The sequence below is a fragment of the Herminiimonas glaciei genome (assembly GCF_042664955.1).
Lineage (GTDB): Bacteria > Pseudomonadota > Gammaproteobacteria > Burkholderiales > Burkholderiaceae_D > Oxalicibacterium > Oxalicibacterium glaciei.
The window spans coordinates 548,807-566,098 of the sequence record NZ_JBHTBU010000001.1 but is presented as its reverse complement, the minus strand read 5'-3'; the positions used below and the strand labels follow the sequence as shown (position 1 = coordinate 566,098).

Here is a 17,292-nt window from a genome sequence, read left to right as displayed (position 1 = left end):
TTCAGTTTCCTATCGGACGCTCAATCAGATTATCTTCATCGACGAAAGGTTCATCGTCGGGCACAGCCAGCGTATTGGTCGGTTTATCTTCGTCGGTTTCCAGCAATGGCGGCGGCAGGCCGAAGGTGGTGGCGCCATCTTCCGCCGCACTCACCACATGGCGGAACATCGCAAACAATTCCCGCCCCATGCCGATTTCATTTTGCGACAGGTCAGCCGGTTCCACCCCGCGCGCCGCCCATTCCGCTTCCGGCACCAGTGCCTGCAGCACGCCGGTTTCCGCATTTAATTCGATGATGTCGCCATCGCGCACACGTCCCAAAGGACCGCCCGCCAATACTTCCGGCGAAACGTGGATTGCCGCCGGCACCTTGCCCGATGCACCGGACATGCGGCCATCGGTCACCAGTGCGACATGACGCCCCGCATCCTGCAGGCTACCCAGTGCCGGTGTCAACGCATGCAACTCCGGCATGCCGTTCGCGCGCGGCCCCTGGTGGCGCAGCACCGCAATGAAGTCGCGGTTCAGCTCACCGGCCTGGTAGGCATGCATGAACGCTTCCTGCGAATCAAACACGATGGCCGGCGCACGCACGATGCGATGCTGGACCTTGACCGCGGAAACCTTGACCACCGCACGCCCCAGGTTACCGGACAGCAGCTTCATACCGCCGTCGCCGGAGAATGGATCAGCGGCAGTGCGCAGTACATCCGTATTGCCGCTGACTGCAGGCGCCGGCTGCCAGACCACTTGCTCGCCCTGCAGGAACGGTTCTGCGGCATGGGCGCGCAAACCACGGCCCAGGATAGTCAGCACATCATCATGCAACAGCCCTGCATCCAGCAATTCACGGATCACGAAGCCGGTGCCACCAGCGGCGTGGAAATGATTCACGTCGGCGTCGCCATTCGGATAAATACGCGCGACCAGCGGTGCAATCGCCGACAGTGCGTCGAAGTCATTCCAGTCAATCACGATACCGGCCGCCTTCGCCATCGCCACCAGATGCAGGGTGTGATTAGTCGAGCCGCCGGTCGCCAACAGGGCGACCACGGCATTGACGATGGTTTTTTCATCGACCAGGCGGCCGATAGGCGTGAAGCTCTTGCCTTGCGCACTGATCTCGACCGCGCGCTGGGCCGCATGGGCGGTCAGGGCATCACGTAAAGGGGTATTGGGTGTAATGAAAGCGGCACCCGGCAAATGCAGGCCCATCACTTCCATCAACATTTGATTACTGTTTGCGGTGCCGTAGAAAGTACAGGTACCGGCATCGTGGTAGGACTGCCCTTCGGCTTCCAGCAAGGCGTCACGGCCGATTTTTCCCTGTGCGTAAAGCTGGCGTATCTTGGCTTTTTCCGGATTCGACATGCCGCTGGTCATCGGTCCCGCCGGTACGAATACCGCCGGCAAATGACCGAAATGCAGCGCGCCTATCACCAGTCCCGGCACGATCTTGTCGCACACACCGAGGTACAAGGCGGCGTCGAACATATTGTGGGACAAGGCAATCGCGGTCGACATCGCAATCGTGTCGCGCGAAAACAGCGACAGCTCCATGCCTGGTTGCCCCTGCGTAATACCATCGCACATCGCCGGCACGCCGCCGGCAAACTGTGCCACGCCACCGGCCTTGCGTACCGCATCCTTGATGATGTGCGGGAAGCGTTCAAAGGGCTGGTGCGCCGACAACATATCGTTATAGGCGGAAACGATGGCTATCGATGGTGCGGTTTGCTGCTTGAGCACCAGCTTGTCATTCTGCGGGGCGGCGGCAAAACCGTGCGCCAGGTTGGTACAGGACAGCGTACTGCGATGCACACCCTTTTGACGCGTATTTTCCAGGCGTTGCAGGTAGGCAGCACGATACGGTCGGCTACGCTCTACTATCCTTGCGGTTACAGCCGTCACAACAGGATGGAGCGACATATTGAATCCCTTGAAAAACAGTTTTGAAATTTTACTACAATAAATTGCATCGAACTATCGGCATTTTTTGTTTGCGCGTGAAAAGCTATGACTACATGCAGCGCCGGAAATTCATTCCTGCAAGCTCCCGCGGCAAATCGGGGAATTATAAGATCAGATTGAACTTTCCTCGCTAGCAGGTATCCGTTACAGGCTCACTACAAACAAGCAGCGTTACATATTTAATGCCATGCGTTGCTGCTCGTAAATTTATTTGTAGTGAAATTACCATAAACTAATGTATAGTTAAAACCAACCATAGATCGCATATAACGCCCATGCGCACGACCCTTACCGCTACTGCCGCCTTCCAGGCGCTGCAACAGCACCATACTGAAAACAAAGGCCGCCAGGTCCGTCATTTATTTGCGCAAGACCCTGCCCGCTTTGACAAATTATCCGTCGAAGGCGCCGGCCTGTTCCTTGATTACTCAAAAAATATTGTCGATGACAAGACGATGACATTGCTGTACGCACTGGCCCGCGAAACCGAAGTCGAAGCACAACGCGACGCCATGTTTGCCGGCAAGGAAGTCAATCGCACCGAACATCGCGCCGTGCTGCACACCGCGCTGCGCAAGCCGCGCAATGAAACGCTGCTGCTCGGGCAACAAGACATCATCCCGGAAATACACGAAGTACTGGACCGCATGGCTGCATTCAGTGAACGCGTACGTTCCGGCACATGGCGTGGCTACGATGATCGCGAGATCACCGACATCGTCAATATCGGCATCGGCGGGTCCTATCTCGGCCCGAAGATGACTTGCCAGGCGCTGCGCTCGTTTGCCCATCCGCGCCTGAACACGCACTTCGTCTCGAATGTAGACGGACACGACCTCGATGCCCTGCTGTCGCGCATCAATCCGGCCACCACTTTATTCATCATCGCTTCCAAAGGTTTCAATACTGCCGAAACCATGATGAATGCGCAGTCGGCACGGGCCTGGTTCCTGCACCACGCGACGGAAAACGATTTAAGCAAACACTTCGTTGCCGTCTCCACCCATCTGGATGCGGTACAAGCCTTCGGTATTGCACCGGAAAACATGTTCCCGTTCTGGGATTGGGTAGGCGGTCGCTATTCGGTATGGTCGGCCATCGGGCTGGCGCTGATGCTTGCAATCGGCACGGAAGGCTTCAAGGAGTTCCTCGCCGGTGCGCATGCAATGGACCGGCATTTCCAGGACACACCGCTGGAACAAAACCTGCCTGTCATCCTCGCGCTGATCGGTATCTGGAACCGCAATTTCCTCGGTAGCAGCTCGATTTCGATCGCGCCCTATCATCAGGATTTACGCCTGTTCCCGGGTTACCTGCAGCAATTGGAAATGGAAAGTAACGGCAAGAGCGTGCAAGTGGATGGTGCCAAAACCAGCACTACAACCTGCCCGGTCATCTGGGGCGATGTCGGCACCAATGGCCAGCATGCCTACTTCCAGCTGCTGCACCAGGGCACGGACATCATGGCGGTCGACTTCATTGCCGCACTCAAGCCTACACATGCACTGGAACAGCACCAGGTCCTGTTGCTGGCAAATTGCTTCGCACAATCCGAAGCCTTCATGCGCGGCAAGAATGCCGAAGAAGTACGCGCCGATATGCAGGCGCAGGGTTTGCCTGCTGCCGAGATCGACAAATTATTGCCACACCGCATTTTCCCCGGCAATCGTCCCAGCAATACCATCCTGATGGATACCCTGAATCCGGGCGCACTCGGTGCGCTGATCGCGCTATATGAACACAAAGTGTTTGTACAGGGCGCAATCTGGGGTATCAACAGTTTTGATCAATGGGGCGTAGAGTTGGGCAAGGTGCTGGCCAAAAACATCGCAGCCGAACTGGGCGATAAAGCCAAACCCGAGCAACACGACAGCTCGACCAATGGCTTGATCGCACGGGCCAGGGCTGCACTGTAAAACAACGACGTTCTGACGAACATTTACCTCATTCACACTCCTATCATGGCTCTTACTGATTTTGACCTTGTCTTGTTTGGCGGCGGCGGCGACCTGTCGATGCGCAAGCTGATTCCTGCACTGTATGCACGTGACCGTGCCGGCGATTTACCCGCCACCGCACAGATCATCTGCGTCGGGCGCAACGCGCGCACAGCTGCGGAATTCATTGAGACCGTCAATGAAAACGCCAAATCGCATATCAATGAAAAGACTTTCAATCAGGCCGTGTGGGAAAAATTCTGTGCTCGCATCAAATACGTTGCGCTGGACGCCAGCGATGCAAGCACATATCAGCCTCTGAACGATGTATTGCGCGATAGCAGCGCGATTACCCGCGTGTTTTACCTGGCGACACCGCCTACCCTGTTCGCCAAGATTTGCCACAACCTGTCGGCCCGCGGCCTGGCCACCGAACAAACGCGCGTCGTACTGGAAAAACCTTTGGGCCGCGACCTCGCCAGCGCCAAGCAAATCAACCAGGAAGTCAGCCAGGTCTTCAAGGAATCGCAGATTTACCGGATTGACCATTACCTCGGCAAGGAAGCGGTACAGAACCTGCTGGCACTGCGCTTCGGCAATGTCTTGTTCGAACCCCTGTGGCGTCGCGAATGGATTTCCGATGTACAGATCACGATTGCGGAAGAGCTGGGCGTCGGCAATCGCATGGGTTACTACGAAACTTCGGGTGCCTTGCGCGACATGATGCAAAACCATTTGCTGCAGCTGCTGTGTATCGTCGCAATGGAACCGCCACTGTCGGTGACACCGGATGCGGTGCGTGATGAAAAGCTGAAAGTACTACGTTCGCTGAAACCATTCACGCAAAACACACTGGCCAAGAATGTGGTGCGCGGCCAATACCGCGCCGGCCATGTAGATGGCGTGGCGGTGCCGGCATATCGCCAGGAAAAGAACGCAGATCCTGATTCAAATACTGAAACCTTTGTTGCGGTCAAAGCCGAGATCGATACCTGGCGCTGGGCCGGTGTGCCTTTCTACCTGCGTACCGGCAAGCGCATGGCCGATCAATTGGCAGAAATCGTGGTGCGCTTCAAATCGATCCCGCATTCGATCTTTGCACAATCTACCAGCAGCTTCCAGCCGAACTGCCTGGTCATCCGCCTGCAACCGGACGACGGTCTGCAACTGAACCTGATGGCAAAGACACCGGGCGACGGCATGCGCCTGAAACCGGTGGAACTGGAACTCGACTTCGCCGAAACCTTCAAGGCACCGCGCATGGATGCGTATGAACGCCTGCTGCTGGACGTCTTGCGCGGCCAGTTGACACTGTTCATGCGCAGTGATGAACTGGAAGCCGCGTGGGAATGGGTGGAACCGGTGCTGCGCTACTGGGAACAGGAAGGCAATGAACCTTTGCCGTATGCATCCGGTACCTGGGGCCCTGCCGCCTCCAGCTCACTGATCGGGCGTGATGGCCTGCAGTGGCGCGAAGAAGCCTTGCCGGAATAAGCGGAACACAAGCGCATGTTGCTCGATTCAATACGCACGCAATACGACTCGCTTTCCAAATCGGAAAAGAAAGTCGCGCTGGCCGTATTGGAACAGCCTGAACTGGCGATTGCGGAAAACATCACTGCACTCGCTAAAAAAGCCGAAGTATCGGAACCGACCGTGGTGCGCTTTTGTCGCGCCATCGGTTTCGACGGCTGGCAGGCTTTCAAGCTCAAGCTGGCACAAGGGCTTGCACTCTCCCCCGGCACCGGCGACGAAGCGCCGATGCTGGAAGACATGGCGGCAGATCTGGTCGACAAGGTCTGCAATCGTTCGATCAACACCCTGCTCGACCTGCGCAACAGCCTGGATGCGAATGCAATTGAACAAGCACTGCAAGTGCTGGGCCGTGCCAACACCATAGAATTTTACGGCCAGGGTACTTCCGGCATCATCGCCGCCGATGCGCAGCATAAATTCTTTCGTTCCGGCGTTCCGACCGTTGCTTACTCCGATCCGCACATCCACAGCATCGCCGCTTCGCTGTTAAAGAAAGGCGATGTGGTGGTCGCCATCTCGCAACGCGGCAGCAGCCTGTCGCTGCTGCGCAGTGTGCAACTGGCACGCAGTTCAGGCGCCGCTATCGTCGTGCTGGCACCGAGCGGCACACCGCTGGCCGAACTGGCCACGGTCCTGATCCCGATCGACCTGCAATTCCATACCGATCCCTACACCCCGATCTCGGCACGCCTCGCGCACCTCGTCGTGATCGACATCCTGGCAGTGGGACTGGCACTACGCCTGAGCCCTGAACGCCGCAAGAAAATGCTCAATGCGCAAAAGGCGCTGCAAAAATTCGACCTGCAATTCGATTCCTTCCTGCAAGCACCCTAAAATTTGCCTGCGCCGGCAGCAGCAAAGATGGCGAAACATTGCGTACAATAAGGTTGTCAATACCTTCATTTACAGCCAACTCATTAGCGTGCCATGAACCAACTCGAACAACTGAAGCAATACACCACCATTGTTGCCGACACAGGCGATTTCCAGTCGATCAAGGCATTTGCACCGCAAGATGCAACCACCAATCCATCGCTGATCCTGAAGGCCGTACAAAAAGATGAGTACAGGCCCATCATGGAAAAGGTCGCGCGCGATCACGCAGGCAAAAGCACGAATGAAATCGTCGACCACCTGCTGGTCGCCTTCGGTCAGGAAATCCTGAAAGTCATCCCGGGCCGTGTTTCCACCGAAACCGATGCGCGCCTGTCTTTCGACACTGAAGGTTCGATAGAAAAAGGCCGTACCCTGATCCGCCTGTATGAAGCCGCCGGCATTTCACGCGACCGCGTCCTGATCAAGATTGCATCCACATGGGAAGGCATACGTGCAGCGCAGGTATTGGAAAAAGAAGGCATACACTGCAACCTGACCCTGCTGTTCTCGCTGCCGCAAGCGATCGCCTGCGCCGATGCACGGGTCCAGCTGATCTCGCCTTTCGTCGGCCGCATCTACGACTGGTACAAAAAATCGACCGGCACCGACTACACCGGTGCAGATGATCCGGGCGTGCAATCGGTCAAGCGCATCTACACCTACTACCGCAAGTTCGGTTACGACACCGAAGTCATGGGCGCCAGCTTCCGCAACACATCGCAAATCATCGAACTCGCCGGTTGCGACCTGCTGACCATCAGCCCCGAACTCTTGCAGAAACTCGCAGAAACCGACGCACCGCTGACACGCAAACTGGTGCCGGCAGAAGCGAAGAATGCAGACATCGTCAAGCTCACGCTGGATGAAAAAACCTTCCGCAGCCTGCTGAATGACGATGCTATGGCGACCGAGAAGCTGGCAGAAGGCATACGTGCATTCTGTGTTGATGCGGTGAAGCTGGATAAATTGATTGAGTCGGTAAAGTAGACAGACCTTGCCCATACAGGCAAGTTGATTTTGATTAAGCGGGCAAGCGTGAGCTTGCTCGCTTGCATTCATATACAAATTGAATCGCGTTGTTTTGCGTCTGCCTGCGCAAACAGCAAATGCACGACCTTCCTGCTGGCCTAACCCACTGTGATACCGCATTCCCTGCAATGCTTTCGGATACAAATCTCCCAAGTGTCAGCGGAAACTTGAAACCACTTTTCTTTGCACCCTGCGCCACTCTAATGGAGATATGCCATTAGCAAAATTAAAGGCACGATTAAAATGTGATTGATCGCAGAAGCCGTACATATACGCAATATCGGTCAAATGCAAATCAGATAGCAGCATGGTGGCGCAAGCACCTGCAATGCGCCGTCGCAAAATATAGATACGCGGTGAAGTGCCCGTAGTCTGTTTAAATATTCTTGAAAAATGACTCACGCTCAATCCCAGATCTGCAGCCAGATCCATCGTCCTGATTCGTGTCGCCATTCGTTCATCAATGTACGTGTTCAGATTGCGGATTTGCCTAACGCTAAGTAGCGTTTTTCTGCACCCTTTAGTAGGGGAGACATCTTCCCAAAAAGGGATATCTGTATTGAGGCGTTTATGGCATACGGAAGAACTGCGAGGCTGAATGGTCTGCACGAATTACTCCTGTTAACATGACGCGATAGTCACAAGCGAGGATGATGCGTGTGTAAGCCATTGCCGAAAAGCTCCTGGCTGGGGGAAGTAAAACTACACTTAAGTGTGGTTTACACTAAAAACTACAATTCTATAAAACCGCGCTCAATACCGATAGTTACCGCATGTGTACGGTTGTTAGCACCCAACTTGTCCATAATACTGCGCAGGTGTCCTTTGATAGTATCTTCGGTCAATACCAATTGCACGGCAATCTGCCTATTGCTAAAACCTTGCGCTATCAGCTTCAAAACCTGGATTTCACGCGGGCTAAGACAATCCTGTCCCAGATAAGCCATCAGTTCATTTGAAATTTCCGGCGGAAAATAGCGCTGACCACTCGCCAGCACCCTTATCGCATCGCATAACTCCTTGCGTAAGGCGCTTTTAAGCAGATATCCCTGCGCCCCGGCCTTGATTGCATGTAATGCGCGTACGTCACCGCTGTAGGTCGTCAATATCGCAATGCATGCGAATGGAAATTCCGCCCGTATCATGCGTACGGCATCTATACCATTTGCCTTCGGCATTTGCAGGTCTATTAAGGTCACATCCGGCTGTAAAGTACGGTACGAGGAGAGCGCTTCAATACCATCTGCCGCCTCACCTACCAGTTGCATATCTTCCTGGCTTCCTATCACTGCGGCTATCCCTTCCAGCATCAACGGATGGTCATCAGCAACAAGTACCCGGATCACTTTGTCTCCAATCATCACACATCACTTTCTTTTTTCTTGGGTAAGGCGGCTCCCAGCCAGCGCCGCATGATATTCCGATACGCCGACCTGGCCGTCAGCCTGAGCCGGATACTGGTGCCGGTATCCACACTGCTATTAATCGTCAGCACTGCATTTATCTTGCGCGCCCGCTCATACATGCCGCGCAAGCCCCAATGGTCCGGGCGCCCTTTAATATTGATGTATGCCTGGTTCATTCCAATGCCGTCATCGCTGATATTCATACGGAAAAAGAAGAATGAATATTCAATTCTTACATTCACCCGTTGGGCCCGGGCATGCCTGAATGCATTGTTAATTGCCTCATGTGCTATTCGGTATATTTCATCCTTGACCGATTCTTTTAACGGAGATGGCGTACCACGGATTATCAAGTTGAATTGAGCACTCCCGTCATATGCCAGGCTTACACCCAGCGCCTGTATACAATCATGCAAATCGCCAGTTACCACATCATTCCGCAAATCGCGGACCCTATCACGTCCCTCGTTCAGAACTTCATCCGCACGATCCAAAGCCTTTTCCAAACCAATACGTGCTGCATGATCATTTGGAATTGATTGCGCAACGGCCTGAAAACGTAATATCAAACCGTAAACACCTTGCAACAGAGTATCGTGTAATTCCCGTGCGATACGTTCACGTTCGGCGTGCCTTTCTTCCAATCTTGCACGCACGTGCTCTGCTGCCCGTCGCGCATTGATCCGGTAGAAAAAGAATAGCAGCGCAAAAATCGCGGCGGCGATCATGAACAGGAATAACGGCCGCTTGTAGAACACTTGTGGAATAGTGAAAGAAAATACCGCTTCTTGTGAACTTGGCAGGCCGTCCTTGTTATATGCCAGCACACGAAACCGGTACTCACCAGCCGCGAGGGCTGTATAAATTGCTTCCCCCTGCCGACCTGCATCGTGCCAATCCAGATCGTAACCATCGAGGCGATAACGAAAAGAGAGACTCTCAGGCGCCGACAAACTGAGCGCAGCGTAATCTATAACAATGCGCTGTGCATTCGATGCAAGCAGGCTTGGCGTAGTTGCATCGAGATATGCGCCATCGACATTGACAGACTCGATAGTGACTTCAGGTACGGCATCGTCCTGTCGCGGCCGTGCCGGATCGATCCACATGACACCGTTGCTAGTGGAAAACCATAGCCGTCCATCTCCGGTACGCACTGCTGTCGGCAATGGTAAAACCTGATATGGATCGTTTGCCAGGCCACCCATCAAATTGTAAGAACGGTAGCGAATCTGATAAGCAGGATCAGCCAGTGCGCGCTCCTGCTCTGCCCTGGTCAACTCGAATATCCCTGCCTTGGTGTGCAGCCACAAATCCTCACCACTTTCCTTCGGCACCGCAAGGATCGCGTATATATTGTCGAACAAGCCGTTAGCCGGCATGGGCAACGGATAAAACCGCTCTCCCTCAATGTAGCCTATGCCGTGCTGGCCACCTATCCATATCCGTGATCGTTGCGGCGAAATTGCCGTTATATGCCCTATATTGAGGCCGTCATCTTTACCCCAGCGACGTTCCTTTTGAGCCTCACGCATCACCAGCAGATTATCGCGATAACCGAACCATAAGCGTCCTTGCAGATCCGCGGCCGCCACCACCGGCATCAACTGGCTGGATGCATTTGTCGGCGCAGGCATCTGCTCCCATACACCCGCCTGCAGTTTAAAAAGTCCGAGACGATTAATCGCCACCCATAAACTACCGGCAGCATCATGCGCCATCGCCCGCACAGAAGAATCTGCCGGGGCTCCTGCCGGTAAGGGAGCGACAAAAACCAGACGCTCTCCTTGCGAGCGCCATATGCCACCCGGGCCAGCCATCCAGATATGGCCCGCGCTATCACGCATAGCGCTAGTAGTGGGCGCAGGCATCCCGAGCACATGCACATTTTTTCCATTTAATCTCATCGCAGGACGATTGCTACTGCCAGCCCACAGGCTACCGTCAACACCCGCCACCAAAGCATAATTCAGTGCATCCAATGGAAAATCGGCAGGCATCAGGGCGCGCTTACGGAATCGATCCAGGCCCGCATTGGTTCCTATCCACACATTGCCATCACGGTCTTCCAGCATTGGCCAGACGTAATCCGAACTTAAACCATCCTTGCTGGAAAAATTTTCCCGTGTACCTAATGCATTGAGATTAGAAGGTGCGGCGACGTATTTCAATCCATGTCCCAGCGTACTGATCCATAAGCTGCCGGTGCGATCAAACAACATGCCGCTGGACGAAATATCGCGCGCACTGCTGATGGTCAACTTCCCGGCGGCGAGCACGACACGATGCAGTTTTCCACTGTAACGCCCGGCAAACCAGATTGACCCATCTGCCGCCTGGGTGATATTACTCACACCGTCGACGGACAGACCCGTATCGATGAATGCGCGGCCATCTTCCGGCAAATAAAAAAGGCGATTTTCATTCGCGGCCCAGATTACCCCGCTACGGTCAGCAAAGACCGCACGCGCTTTACGTCCTGGAAACTTCCAATCGAGTGAAATATGCTGCCAGCTCTTGCCGTCAAAACGCGCCAGGCCGTCATCGGCCGCGGCCCATATCTGCGCTTTGCGATCGCGCGCCAAACTGTAGATGGCGCCACCGGGAAGATTGATATCCGGCGCAAAACGGTGTGCGTCACCTGCCCTTATCAGGGTTACGCCACCAGCGCGCATCCCGACCCAAAGGTCATCTCCGTCCGCCAGTAACGACGACACTATCCCCAGTGCCTTACGGTCGGGCGTTTCATAGCGAATAAAGCGGGACCCATCGAAACGATACAAGGAATCGTTGGTACCCAACCAGAGGTAACCGTCGCGTGTTTGTGCGATCGCGCCGACCTGACTCGGGCCACCGTCGGCCGCCAACCAGCGCCTATGCTCCAGATGCCCCAACGATGAAGTGCCTGTTGCCAGTACTTCTGCGCTGGCCAGCAGCATGCATAGCGTAATTAAATGCGGAAGAAGGTATCCCCGGCCCAAAGTGATGGCAGCACGCCCGTTCCCGGCAGCCCTGCGTATCTTTGCCACCAATTGCTGGAATAAGGTCATGGCTATCCGTCATTGCGGTGAATCGAAGATGTCCCGATCGGGTCTATCATCTTTCAATACTTGCCTCAGCCGCCGTTTCCTTGCCCGACAATCAAGCAATCAACAAGTTTAGGGAGATCCATCAATCAGTAGCGTTGATAGAACCAGGACGCCTGAATGGTGCGATCATCACACCATGGCATTAGCAACGGAGTCCGGCAATTTTTTGAGAAATTTACTTGATTGCCGGGACCAGGGTCTGTTTGGTAAACATTCCAGATGACACTGGAATAATATGCTGCATACATTCGGCGATGCAAGTCGCCAGTTAAAGACCATACCGAAGCGAATAAGAGTTGCTGCACCACGGTACAGCAACTCATATACTTCAGCGTACCGGAGCGGCTATCGGTGCCAATGTTTTGTGTGGGCCGACCGCACGTTCAGGACCTTTGTGTACCATGGTGTAGGCGTAATCGATGCCCATACCGTAGGCGCCCGAATGCTCTTTGACTATCGTGGTAACGGCGTCATAGGTTTCTTTATGTCTCCAGTCACGCTGCCATTCGAGCATCACCTGTTGCCAGGTGACAGGAACCACACCAGCCTGGATCATGCGTTGCATCGCAAGATCGTGGGCCATCAACGATGTGCCGCCGGAGGCATCACCCACCATGTAAATTTCATAGTCGCCTTCCAGCATCGCGCATAGTGCAAAGGTGTTGTTGCACACCTCGGTCCACAAGCCGGCAACAACGATTTTCTTACGGCCATTTGCCTTCAGCGCATCGCGTACTTTTTGGTCATCCCAGGAATTCATTGAAGTCCGTTCGAGTATATCTTTACCCGGAAACACATCCAGCAATTCAGGATAAGTATGGCCGGAGAAGCTCTCCGTTTCCACCGTCGTAATGGTGGTCGGAATATTGAATACCTTGGCGGCTTTGGCCAGTGCCACCACATTATTCTTCAGCACCTGACGATCTATCGATTGCACGCCAAACGCCATTTGCGGCTGATGATCAATAAAAATAATTTGCGAATTCTTGGGGGTCAATACTTCCAGTTTCGAATTGCTCATGCTTTGCTCCATTAAGTTGAAAATAACTATGAATGCTCATAGCCGGTAAAAAATCAAATGGGTAAAAAATGCCTATCCACTGCCCTATACGCTTGCAATAAAATGTTCGACATGGGGTGCTTCCGGACCGCTATGAAAACTGTACGCATGCGTGGTGATCGCCCTGTCGTTCTCGGTAAATCGATACTCTTGCCGCAAATGTTCAAGCCAGGATTCAACTACAAAGGTTTCTACATAACGACCCGGCCTGGCGGTATCTGCAAAAATCCCCCACGTCAGCGCACCGCCACGTCGCCGCACGCGGCGCATTTCCTGGATTGCGATTTTGAAATCGGCCTGATTTTCGGGCGTGACCAAATATTCGACCGTGATCATCACCGGCCCGGAATCGTGTGCCGGACCATCTGTCTCATCTACGGATTCGTGTTGGCTCACATGTTTTGATGGCGCCAAATTCAGGTCCGGCGATAAATCGAGACGCCAGCGCAATGCCGTGACACAGAACAAGGCCATGCCGATCGCCGCGGCGACAAGTGCATTTGATGTACCGAACTTCCCCGCCACTTGCCCCCAGATTGCACTACCCATGGCCATCGAACCAAAGAACACCACCAGATACACCGCCAACGCCCGTGCCTTGACCCAGCCCGCTGAACTCCGCTGCGCACCCACGTTCAGGATGGACAGCATGGCGATCCACGCAAAGCCGGAAAACAGCAACACGACACCCAGCAACACCGCGTTTTTCATCAGCCCTAGCGCCAACATCGAAGCGGCAAAGATCAACGTCGCACCCAGTGCCAGGATGTCGTTGGAATAACGTTTGCGCAAACCCGGCAAGACCAGGGCACCGACCACCGCACCCACGCCTATGCAAGCCAGCAAAATGCCATAACCACCGGCTCCCAGGCCAAGGCCATTCCTTGCCACCAGCGGCAACAAAGCCCACGCTGCACTGCCAAATACAAAGAAAGCAACTGCGCGGATCAAGACCACTTGCAATACCGGTGCGGCATGTACATAGCGCAAGCCGGCACGCACCGCCGGCAGGAAGTGTTCAGCCGGCAAACGCTGCACCCGCGGCGGCGACTTCCAGAAATACAGTACGGCGACCACACCCAGTACCGACAAGGCATTCAGCGTGAACACCACCGCCGGTCCGGCAAAAGACAGAATCACACCGGCCAGCGCCGGTCCGATAGCGCGGCTGATATTGATACCCAGCGAGTTAAGTGCAACTGCCGCCGCCAGGTCTTCCTTGGGTACCAGGTCAGGCACGATCGCCTGGAACGGCGGGGCCGCCATTGCCGCACCGATACCGAGAAAGAACGTCGCGGCCAGCAAAATTTCAGGCGTCACCATGCCGAGAAATGCCAACGCACTCAGTACCGCTGCGGTGACCAGCATCCAGTACTGGGCAAACAATAAATACTTGCGACGGTCGATGATGTCGGCCAGCACACCGGAAGGTAAGGCAAATAAAAACATGGGGAGACTGGTCGCGGCCTGTACCAAAGCCACCATGAACGGATCGGTGCTCAGCGAAGTCATCATCCAGCCGGCGCCCACATCATGCATCCAGGTACCGATGTTTGATGCAACCGTAGCTAGCCATAAGGCACGGAACAGCTTATTTTTCAGCGGACTAAAAGAGGAGTTCGCCATCAGTCCTCCTGCTTACGTGCGAACATTGCATCTACTGAAAACCTGCCGGGACCGCACAACGCAATCGCAGTAAAAATAATCAACAGCAACCAGCCAAATTGTCCTTCGGCAATAGACCATTGCGGATGCACGATCAACATGGACACCACCAACACCGCTATGACGGGCAGGCATGCCAAGCGTGTCAGCAAACCTATCGCGATCAGTCCCGCACATATCACTTCTGCAAAAATCGCCGCCAGCAGTGAAAAGGTCGTACCCAAACCAAAAGGGTCTTCGATCCGTACCAGCTCCTCGCTGTAATGCACGATTTTGGGCCAGCCATGTACGTGGAACAGCATAAAAGCACCGCTGAGCCGCAGAAACAGCAAGCCGAGATCAATGTGTGGCGCATTCAGGCCAAAAGAAGTTTTTGTCATGGCGTCAGAATGCAAAACAGCTGCAACCCAGTGCACCCCAGAAACCGGAGTAATTTGAAATAGGTACGGAAGATTTGCGCGCCACATCGTGTGCATGCATATGGACACCGCATGCACCGGCACATTGATGCGGCAAGGCTGCGACTTGCTGGCGTGCACTCACCTGACGGTAATGACCTGGCACCGTTTTGACCGGTGACCAGTCCGGCAATACCGGGATCGGTGGCGGTGCGAGGTTCACAAACTCATTTGCACCGAATACGATCTTGCCGCCCACGACGGTCAAGACCGATTCCAGCGATTTGATTGCGTCTTCCTGGATACTGAAAAAATCTGCCGACAATACGGCCAGATCGGCCAATTGGCCTTCCTGAATGCGGCCCTTCTTGCCTTGATCACTGGAGAACCATGCACTGCCATTGGTCCACAACTCCAATGCGGTATCACGTGATAGCTGTGCGCCAGCCTGGTACAACTTCATACCGCCTACCGTGCGCCCGGATACCAGCCAGTACAAGGCCGTCCATGGGTTATAGCTGGCGACACGGGTCGCATCGGTGCCACCACCCACAGGTATGCCGGCATCCAGCATGCGTTTGATAGGTGGCGTATGCGCTGCCGCTTCGGCGCCATAACGCTCAACAAAGTACTCACCCTGGAACGCCATCCTGTGTTGAATCGCAATACCACCACCCAATGCGCGGACACGGTCGATATTGCGTGGCGTAATCGTCTCTGCATGATCAAACATCCAGCGCAAGCCATTGAATGGCGTATCGCGGTTGACCTTCTCGAACACATCCAGCATGCGGCCTATAGACTCATCGTAAGTAGCATGCAGGCGGAACGGCCAGCGTTGTGACACCAGATGGCGCACCACTTTTTCCAGTTCGTCTTCCATGCCTGCCGCCAGTTCAGGGCGTGGCTCCAGGAAGTCTTCAAAGTCCGCGGCAGAAAACACCAGCATTTCACCGGCACCGTTGTGTCGATAAAAATCATCGCCCTGCCCGGGCTTGATCATATTTGTCCACTTCTGGAAATCTTCCAGCTCCTTGCCCTTGTTCTGGGTGAACAGGTTATAGGCGATGCGCACTGTCAACTGCTGTTCGCGTGCAAGTTCACTGATAATTTCGTAGTCTTCCGGGTAATTCTGGAAGCCACCGCCCGCATCTATGGTGCTGGTGATGCCGAGGCGATTCAGTTCGCGCATGAACTGGCGGGTCGAATTCACTTGCAGCTCACGTGGCAGGGTCGGTCCCTTGGCCAGCGTCGCATATAAAATTAGTGCATTCGGTTTCGCCACCAACATGCCGGTCGGATTACCCGCCTTATCACGTTGAATTTCACCCCCTGGAGGATTCGGCGTGTCCTTCGTATAACCAACCGCACGCAAGGCAGCGCGATTAAGTAATGCCCTATCGTAAAGATGCAATACAAACACTGGCGTATCCGGCGCAGCGGCATTGATTTCATCCAGTGTCGGCATGCGTTTCTCTGCGAACTGAAACTCGGTCCAACCGCCAACTACACGTACCCACTGTGGATTAGGTGTACGCAAAGCCTGCTCTTTCAACATGCGTAAAGCATCTGCGACCGAAGGCACACCTTCCCAGCGTAATTCGAGGTTGTAGTTCAAACCGCCGCGGATCAAATGGATGTGCGAATCGTTCAAACCCGGGATCACGGTGCGACCATTGAGGTCTATCACTTGACTATCCGGGGTGCGATGGCGCATCACATCCTCGATATCGCCTACGGCAAGGAACTTGCCATCCTTGATCGCGACCGCAGTTGCAGTCGGGCGACTCTTGTCAACGGTATGGAAACGACCGTTGATCAAAATCATGGTGCCAGCCGTACCGCCGATCGCGGTCGCTGCCGTACTCCCCGCTGCCTGGGCCTTGGCCGGCAGACCAGGGTTAGCAGCATTCGCCGCAGCAGCTGGAGCGGAGCGACCACCGATGGTACCGAATGTCGCCAACGCGGCCCCGGAAGCAACGGACTTGAGTACATTTCTACGATTGTTATTCATGAGAAGAACCCGTCAGATGTAAGAAAACAGTAAATTGGAAGTATGGTTATGCAAGTTATTTCTTGTTTTTTTCTGTAGCGTCGACGCCTGTAATCTTGGGAGTGCAGTTTTCGCAAAACCACGACATAGTTATAGGCTCTCGATGAAGGATGCGGGTGGCGATAGGCACCAATTGTTCACCGATCAACATGCCGAGCAGCCCCAATAACGCTATCGCCGGTGGTGCCGGTGAACGTACATGGAGCAGTCCGTACAGCACGCCGACCAACACTCCGGTTCCGATGGAAATCAAATACATGGAATACCTCCT

Annotated in this window: 13 protein-coding genes; 4 read left to right on the top strand and 9 right to left on the bottom strand. The window is 54.4% G+C overall.

Annotated features, from left to right (window positions below; translation table 11 throughout):
• Window position 1 precedes the first annotated feature (1 nt).
• Window positions 2-1,930: a phosphogluconate dehydratase gene (gene edd, locus ACFQPC_RS02425; RefSeq protein ID WP_382270052.1), complete on the bottom strand. Its 1,929-nt coding sequence runs from the start codon at window positions 1,928-1,930 to the stop codon at window positions 2-4.
• A 317-nt stretch (window positions 1,931-2,247) separates the two neighbouring features.
• Between edd and pgi the strand changes: the two genes are divergently transcribed.
• From pgi to tal, 4 genes are all read left to right on the top strand, one after another.
• On the top strand, window positions 2,248-3,888 hold the full coding sequence (pgi, locus tag ACFQPC_RS02420) for a glucose-6-phosphate isomerase (protein WP_382270051.1): 1,641 nt from the start codon (window positions 2,248-2,250) through the stop codon (window positions 3,886-3,888).
• Window positions 3,889-3,933: 45 nt separating this feature from the next.
• A complete protein-coding gene (gene zwf, locus ACFQPC_RS02415; protein ID WP_382270050.1) occupies window positions 3,934-5,403 on the top strand; it encodes a glucose-6-phosphate dehydrogenase in 1,470 nt (489 codons plus the stop codon).
• A 15-nt stretch (window positions 5,404-5,418) separates the two neighbouring features.
• The gene (locus tag ACFQPC_RS02410) at window positions 5,419-6,279 is read left to right on the top strand and encodes a MurR/RpiR family transcriptional regulator (protein WP_382270049.1); all 861 of its coding nucleotides are present in this window, start codon (window positions 5,419-5,421) and stop codon (window positions 6,277-6,279) included.
• 93 nt (window positions 6,280-6,372) lie between these two features.
• Complete coding sequence (gene tal, locus ACFQPC_RS02405; RefSeq protein ID WP_382270048.1) at window positions 6,373-7,308, top strand: transaldolase; 936 nt, start codon at window positions 6,373-6,375, stop codon at window positions 7,306-7,308.
• Window positions 7,309-7,506: 198 nt separating this feature from the next.
• Here the strand turns inward: tal and ACFQPC_RS02400 are convergent, their stop codons facing one another.
• From ACFQPC_RS02400 to ACFQPC_RS02365, 8 genes are all read right to left on the bottom strand, one after another.
• Window positions 7,507-7,959, bottom strand: a complete 453-nt coding sequence (locus ACFQPC_RS02400) for a helix-turn-helix transcriptional regulator (protein ID WP_382270047.1) — start codon at window positions 7,957-7,959, stop codon at window positions 7,507-7,509.
• A 122-nt stretch (window positions 7,960-8,081) separates the two neighbouring features.
• Entirely contained in the window at window positions 8,082-8,711 is a 630-nt protein-coding gene (locus ACFQPC_RS02395; RefSeq protein WP_382270046.1) for a response regulator, read from the bottom strand.
• Window positions 8,711-11,806, bottom strand: a complete 3,096-nt coding sequence (locus tag ACFQPC_RS02390; protein WP_382270045.1) for a sensor histidine kinase — start codon at window positions 11,804-11,806, stop codon at window positions 8,711-8,713. Before ACFQPC_RS02390 ends, ACFQPC_RS02395 begins: the two co-directional genes overlap by 1 nt.
• Before the next feature lie 367 nt (window positions 11,807-12,173).
• Entirely contained in the window at window positions 12,174-12,866 is a 693-nt protein-coding gene (locus ACFQPC_RS02385) for a hydrolase (protein ID WP_382270044.1), read from the bottom strand.
• Window positions 12,867-12,950: 84 nt separating this feature from the next.
• Window positions 12,951-14,531, bottom strand: a complete 1,581-nt coding sequence (locus ACFQPC_RS02380; RefSeq protein WP_382270043.1) for an MFS transporter — start codon at window positions 14,529-14,531, stop codon at window positions 12,951-12,953.
• Window positions 14,531-14,950, bottom strand: coding sequence for a DoxX family protein (locus ACFQPC_RS02375; RefSeq protein ID WP_382270042.1), 420 nt, complete (start codon window positions 14,948-14,950; stop codon window positions 14,531-14,533). Before ACFQPC_RS02375 ends, ACFQPC_RS02380 begins: the two co-directional genes overlap by 1 nt.
• A gap of 4 nt (window positions 14,951-14,954) precedes the next feature.
• Window positions 14,955-16,796 carry an amidohydrolase gene (locus ACFQPC_RS02370; RefSeq protein ID WP_382271853.1) on the bottom strand — a complete coding sequence of 614 codons (1,842 nt, stop codon included), beginning with the start codon at window positions 16,794-16,796 and terminating at the stop codon, window positions 14,955-14,957.
• A gap of 241 nt (window positions 16,797-17,037) precedes the next feature.
• The gene (locus tag ACFQPC_RS02365; RefSeq protein WP_382270041.1) at window positions 17,038-17,280 is read right to left on the bottom strand and encodes a DUF1427 family protein; all 243 of its coding nucleotides are present in this window, start codon (window positions 17,278-17,280) and stop codon (window positions 17,038-17,040) included.
• Window positions 17,281-17,292: the final 12 nt, after the last annotated feature.

Bases quoted from the DNA above. Each gene is read 5' to 3' on its own strand.
- ACFQPC_RS02410 (WP_382270049.1), top strand. From the start codon at position 5,419: ATGTTGCTCGATTCAATACGCACGCAATACGACTCGCTTTCCAAATCG.
- ACFQPC_RS02370 (WP_382271853.1), bottom strand. From the start codon at position 16,796: ATGATTTTGATCAACGGTCGTTTCCATACCGTTGACAAGAGTCGCCCG.
- pgi (WP_382270051.1), top strand. From the start codon at position 2,248: ATGCGCACGACCCTTACCGCTACTGCCGCCTTCCAGGCGCTGCAACAG.
- ACFQPC_RS02395 (WP_382270046.1), bottom strand. From the start codon at position 8,711: ATGATTGGAGACAAAGTGATCCGGGTACTTGTTGCTGATGACCATCCG.
- ACFQPC_RS02385 (WP_382270044.1), bottom strand. From the start codon at position 12,866: ATGAGCAATTCGAAACTGGAAGTATTGACCCCCAAGAATTCGCAAATT.
- ACFQPC_RS02390 (WP_382270045.1), bottom strand. From the start codon at position 11,806: ATGACCTTATTCCAGCAATTGGTGGCAAAGATACGCAGGGCTGCCGGG.
- tal (WP_382270048.1), top strand. From the start codon at position 6,373: ATGAACCAACTCGAACAACTGAAGCAATACACCACCATTGTTGCCGAC.
- zwf (WP_382270050.1), top strand. From the start codon at position 3,934: ATGGCTCTTACTGATTTTGACCTTGTCTTGTTTGGCGGCGGCGGCGAC.
- ACFQPC_RS02380 (WP_382270043.1), bottom strand. From the start codon at position 14,531: ATGGCGAACTCCTCTTTTAGTCCGCTGAAAAATAAGCTGTTCCGTGCC.
- ACFQPC_RS02375 (WP_382270042.1), bottom strand. From the start codon at position 14,950: ATGACAAAAACTTCTTTTGGCCTGAATGCGCCACACATTGATCTCGGC.
- edd (WP_382270052.1), bottom strand. From the start codon at position 1,930: ATGTCGCTCCATCCTGTTGTGACGGCTGTAACCGCAAGGATAGTAGAG.
- ACFQPC_RS02365 (WP_382270041.1), bottom strand. From the start codon at position 17,280: ATGTATTTGATTTCCATCGGAACCGGAGTGTTGGTCGGCGTGCTGTAC.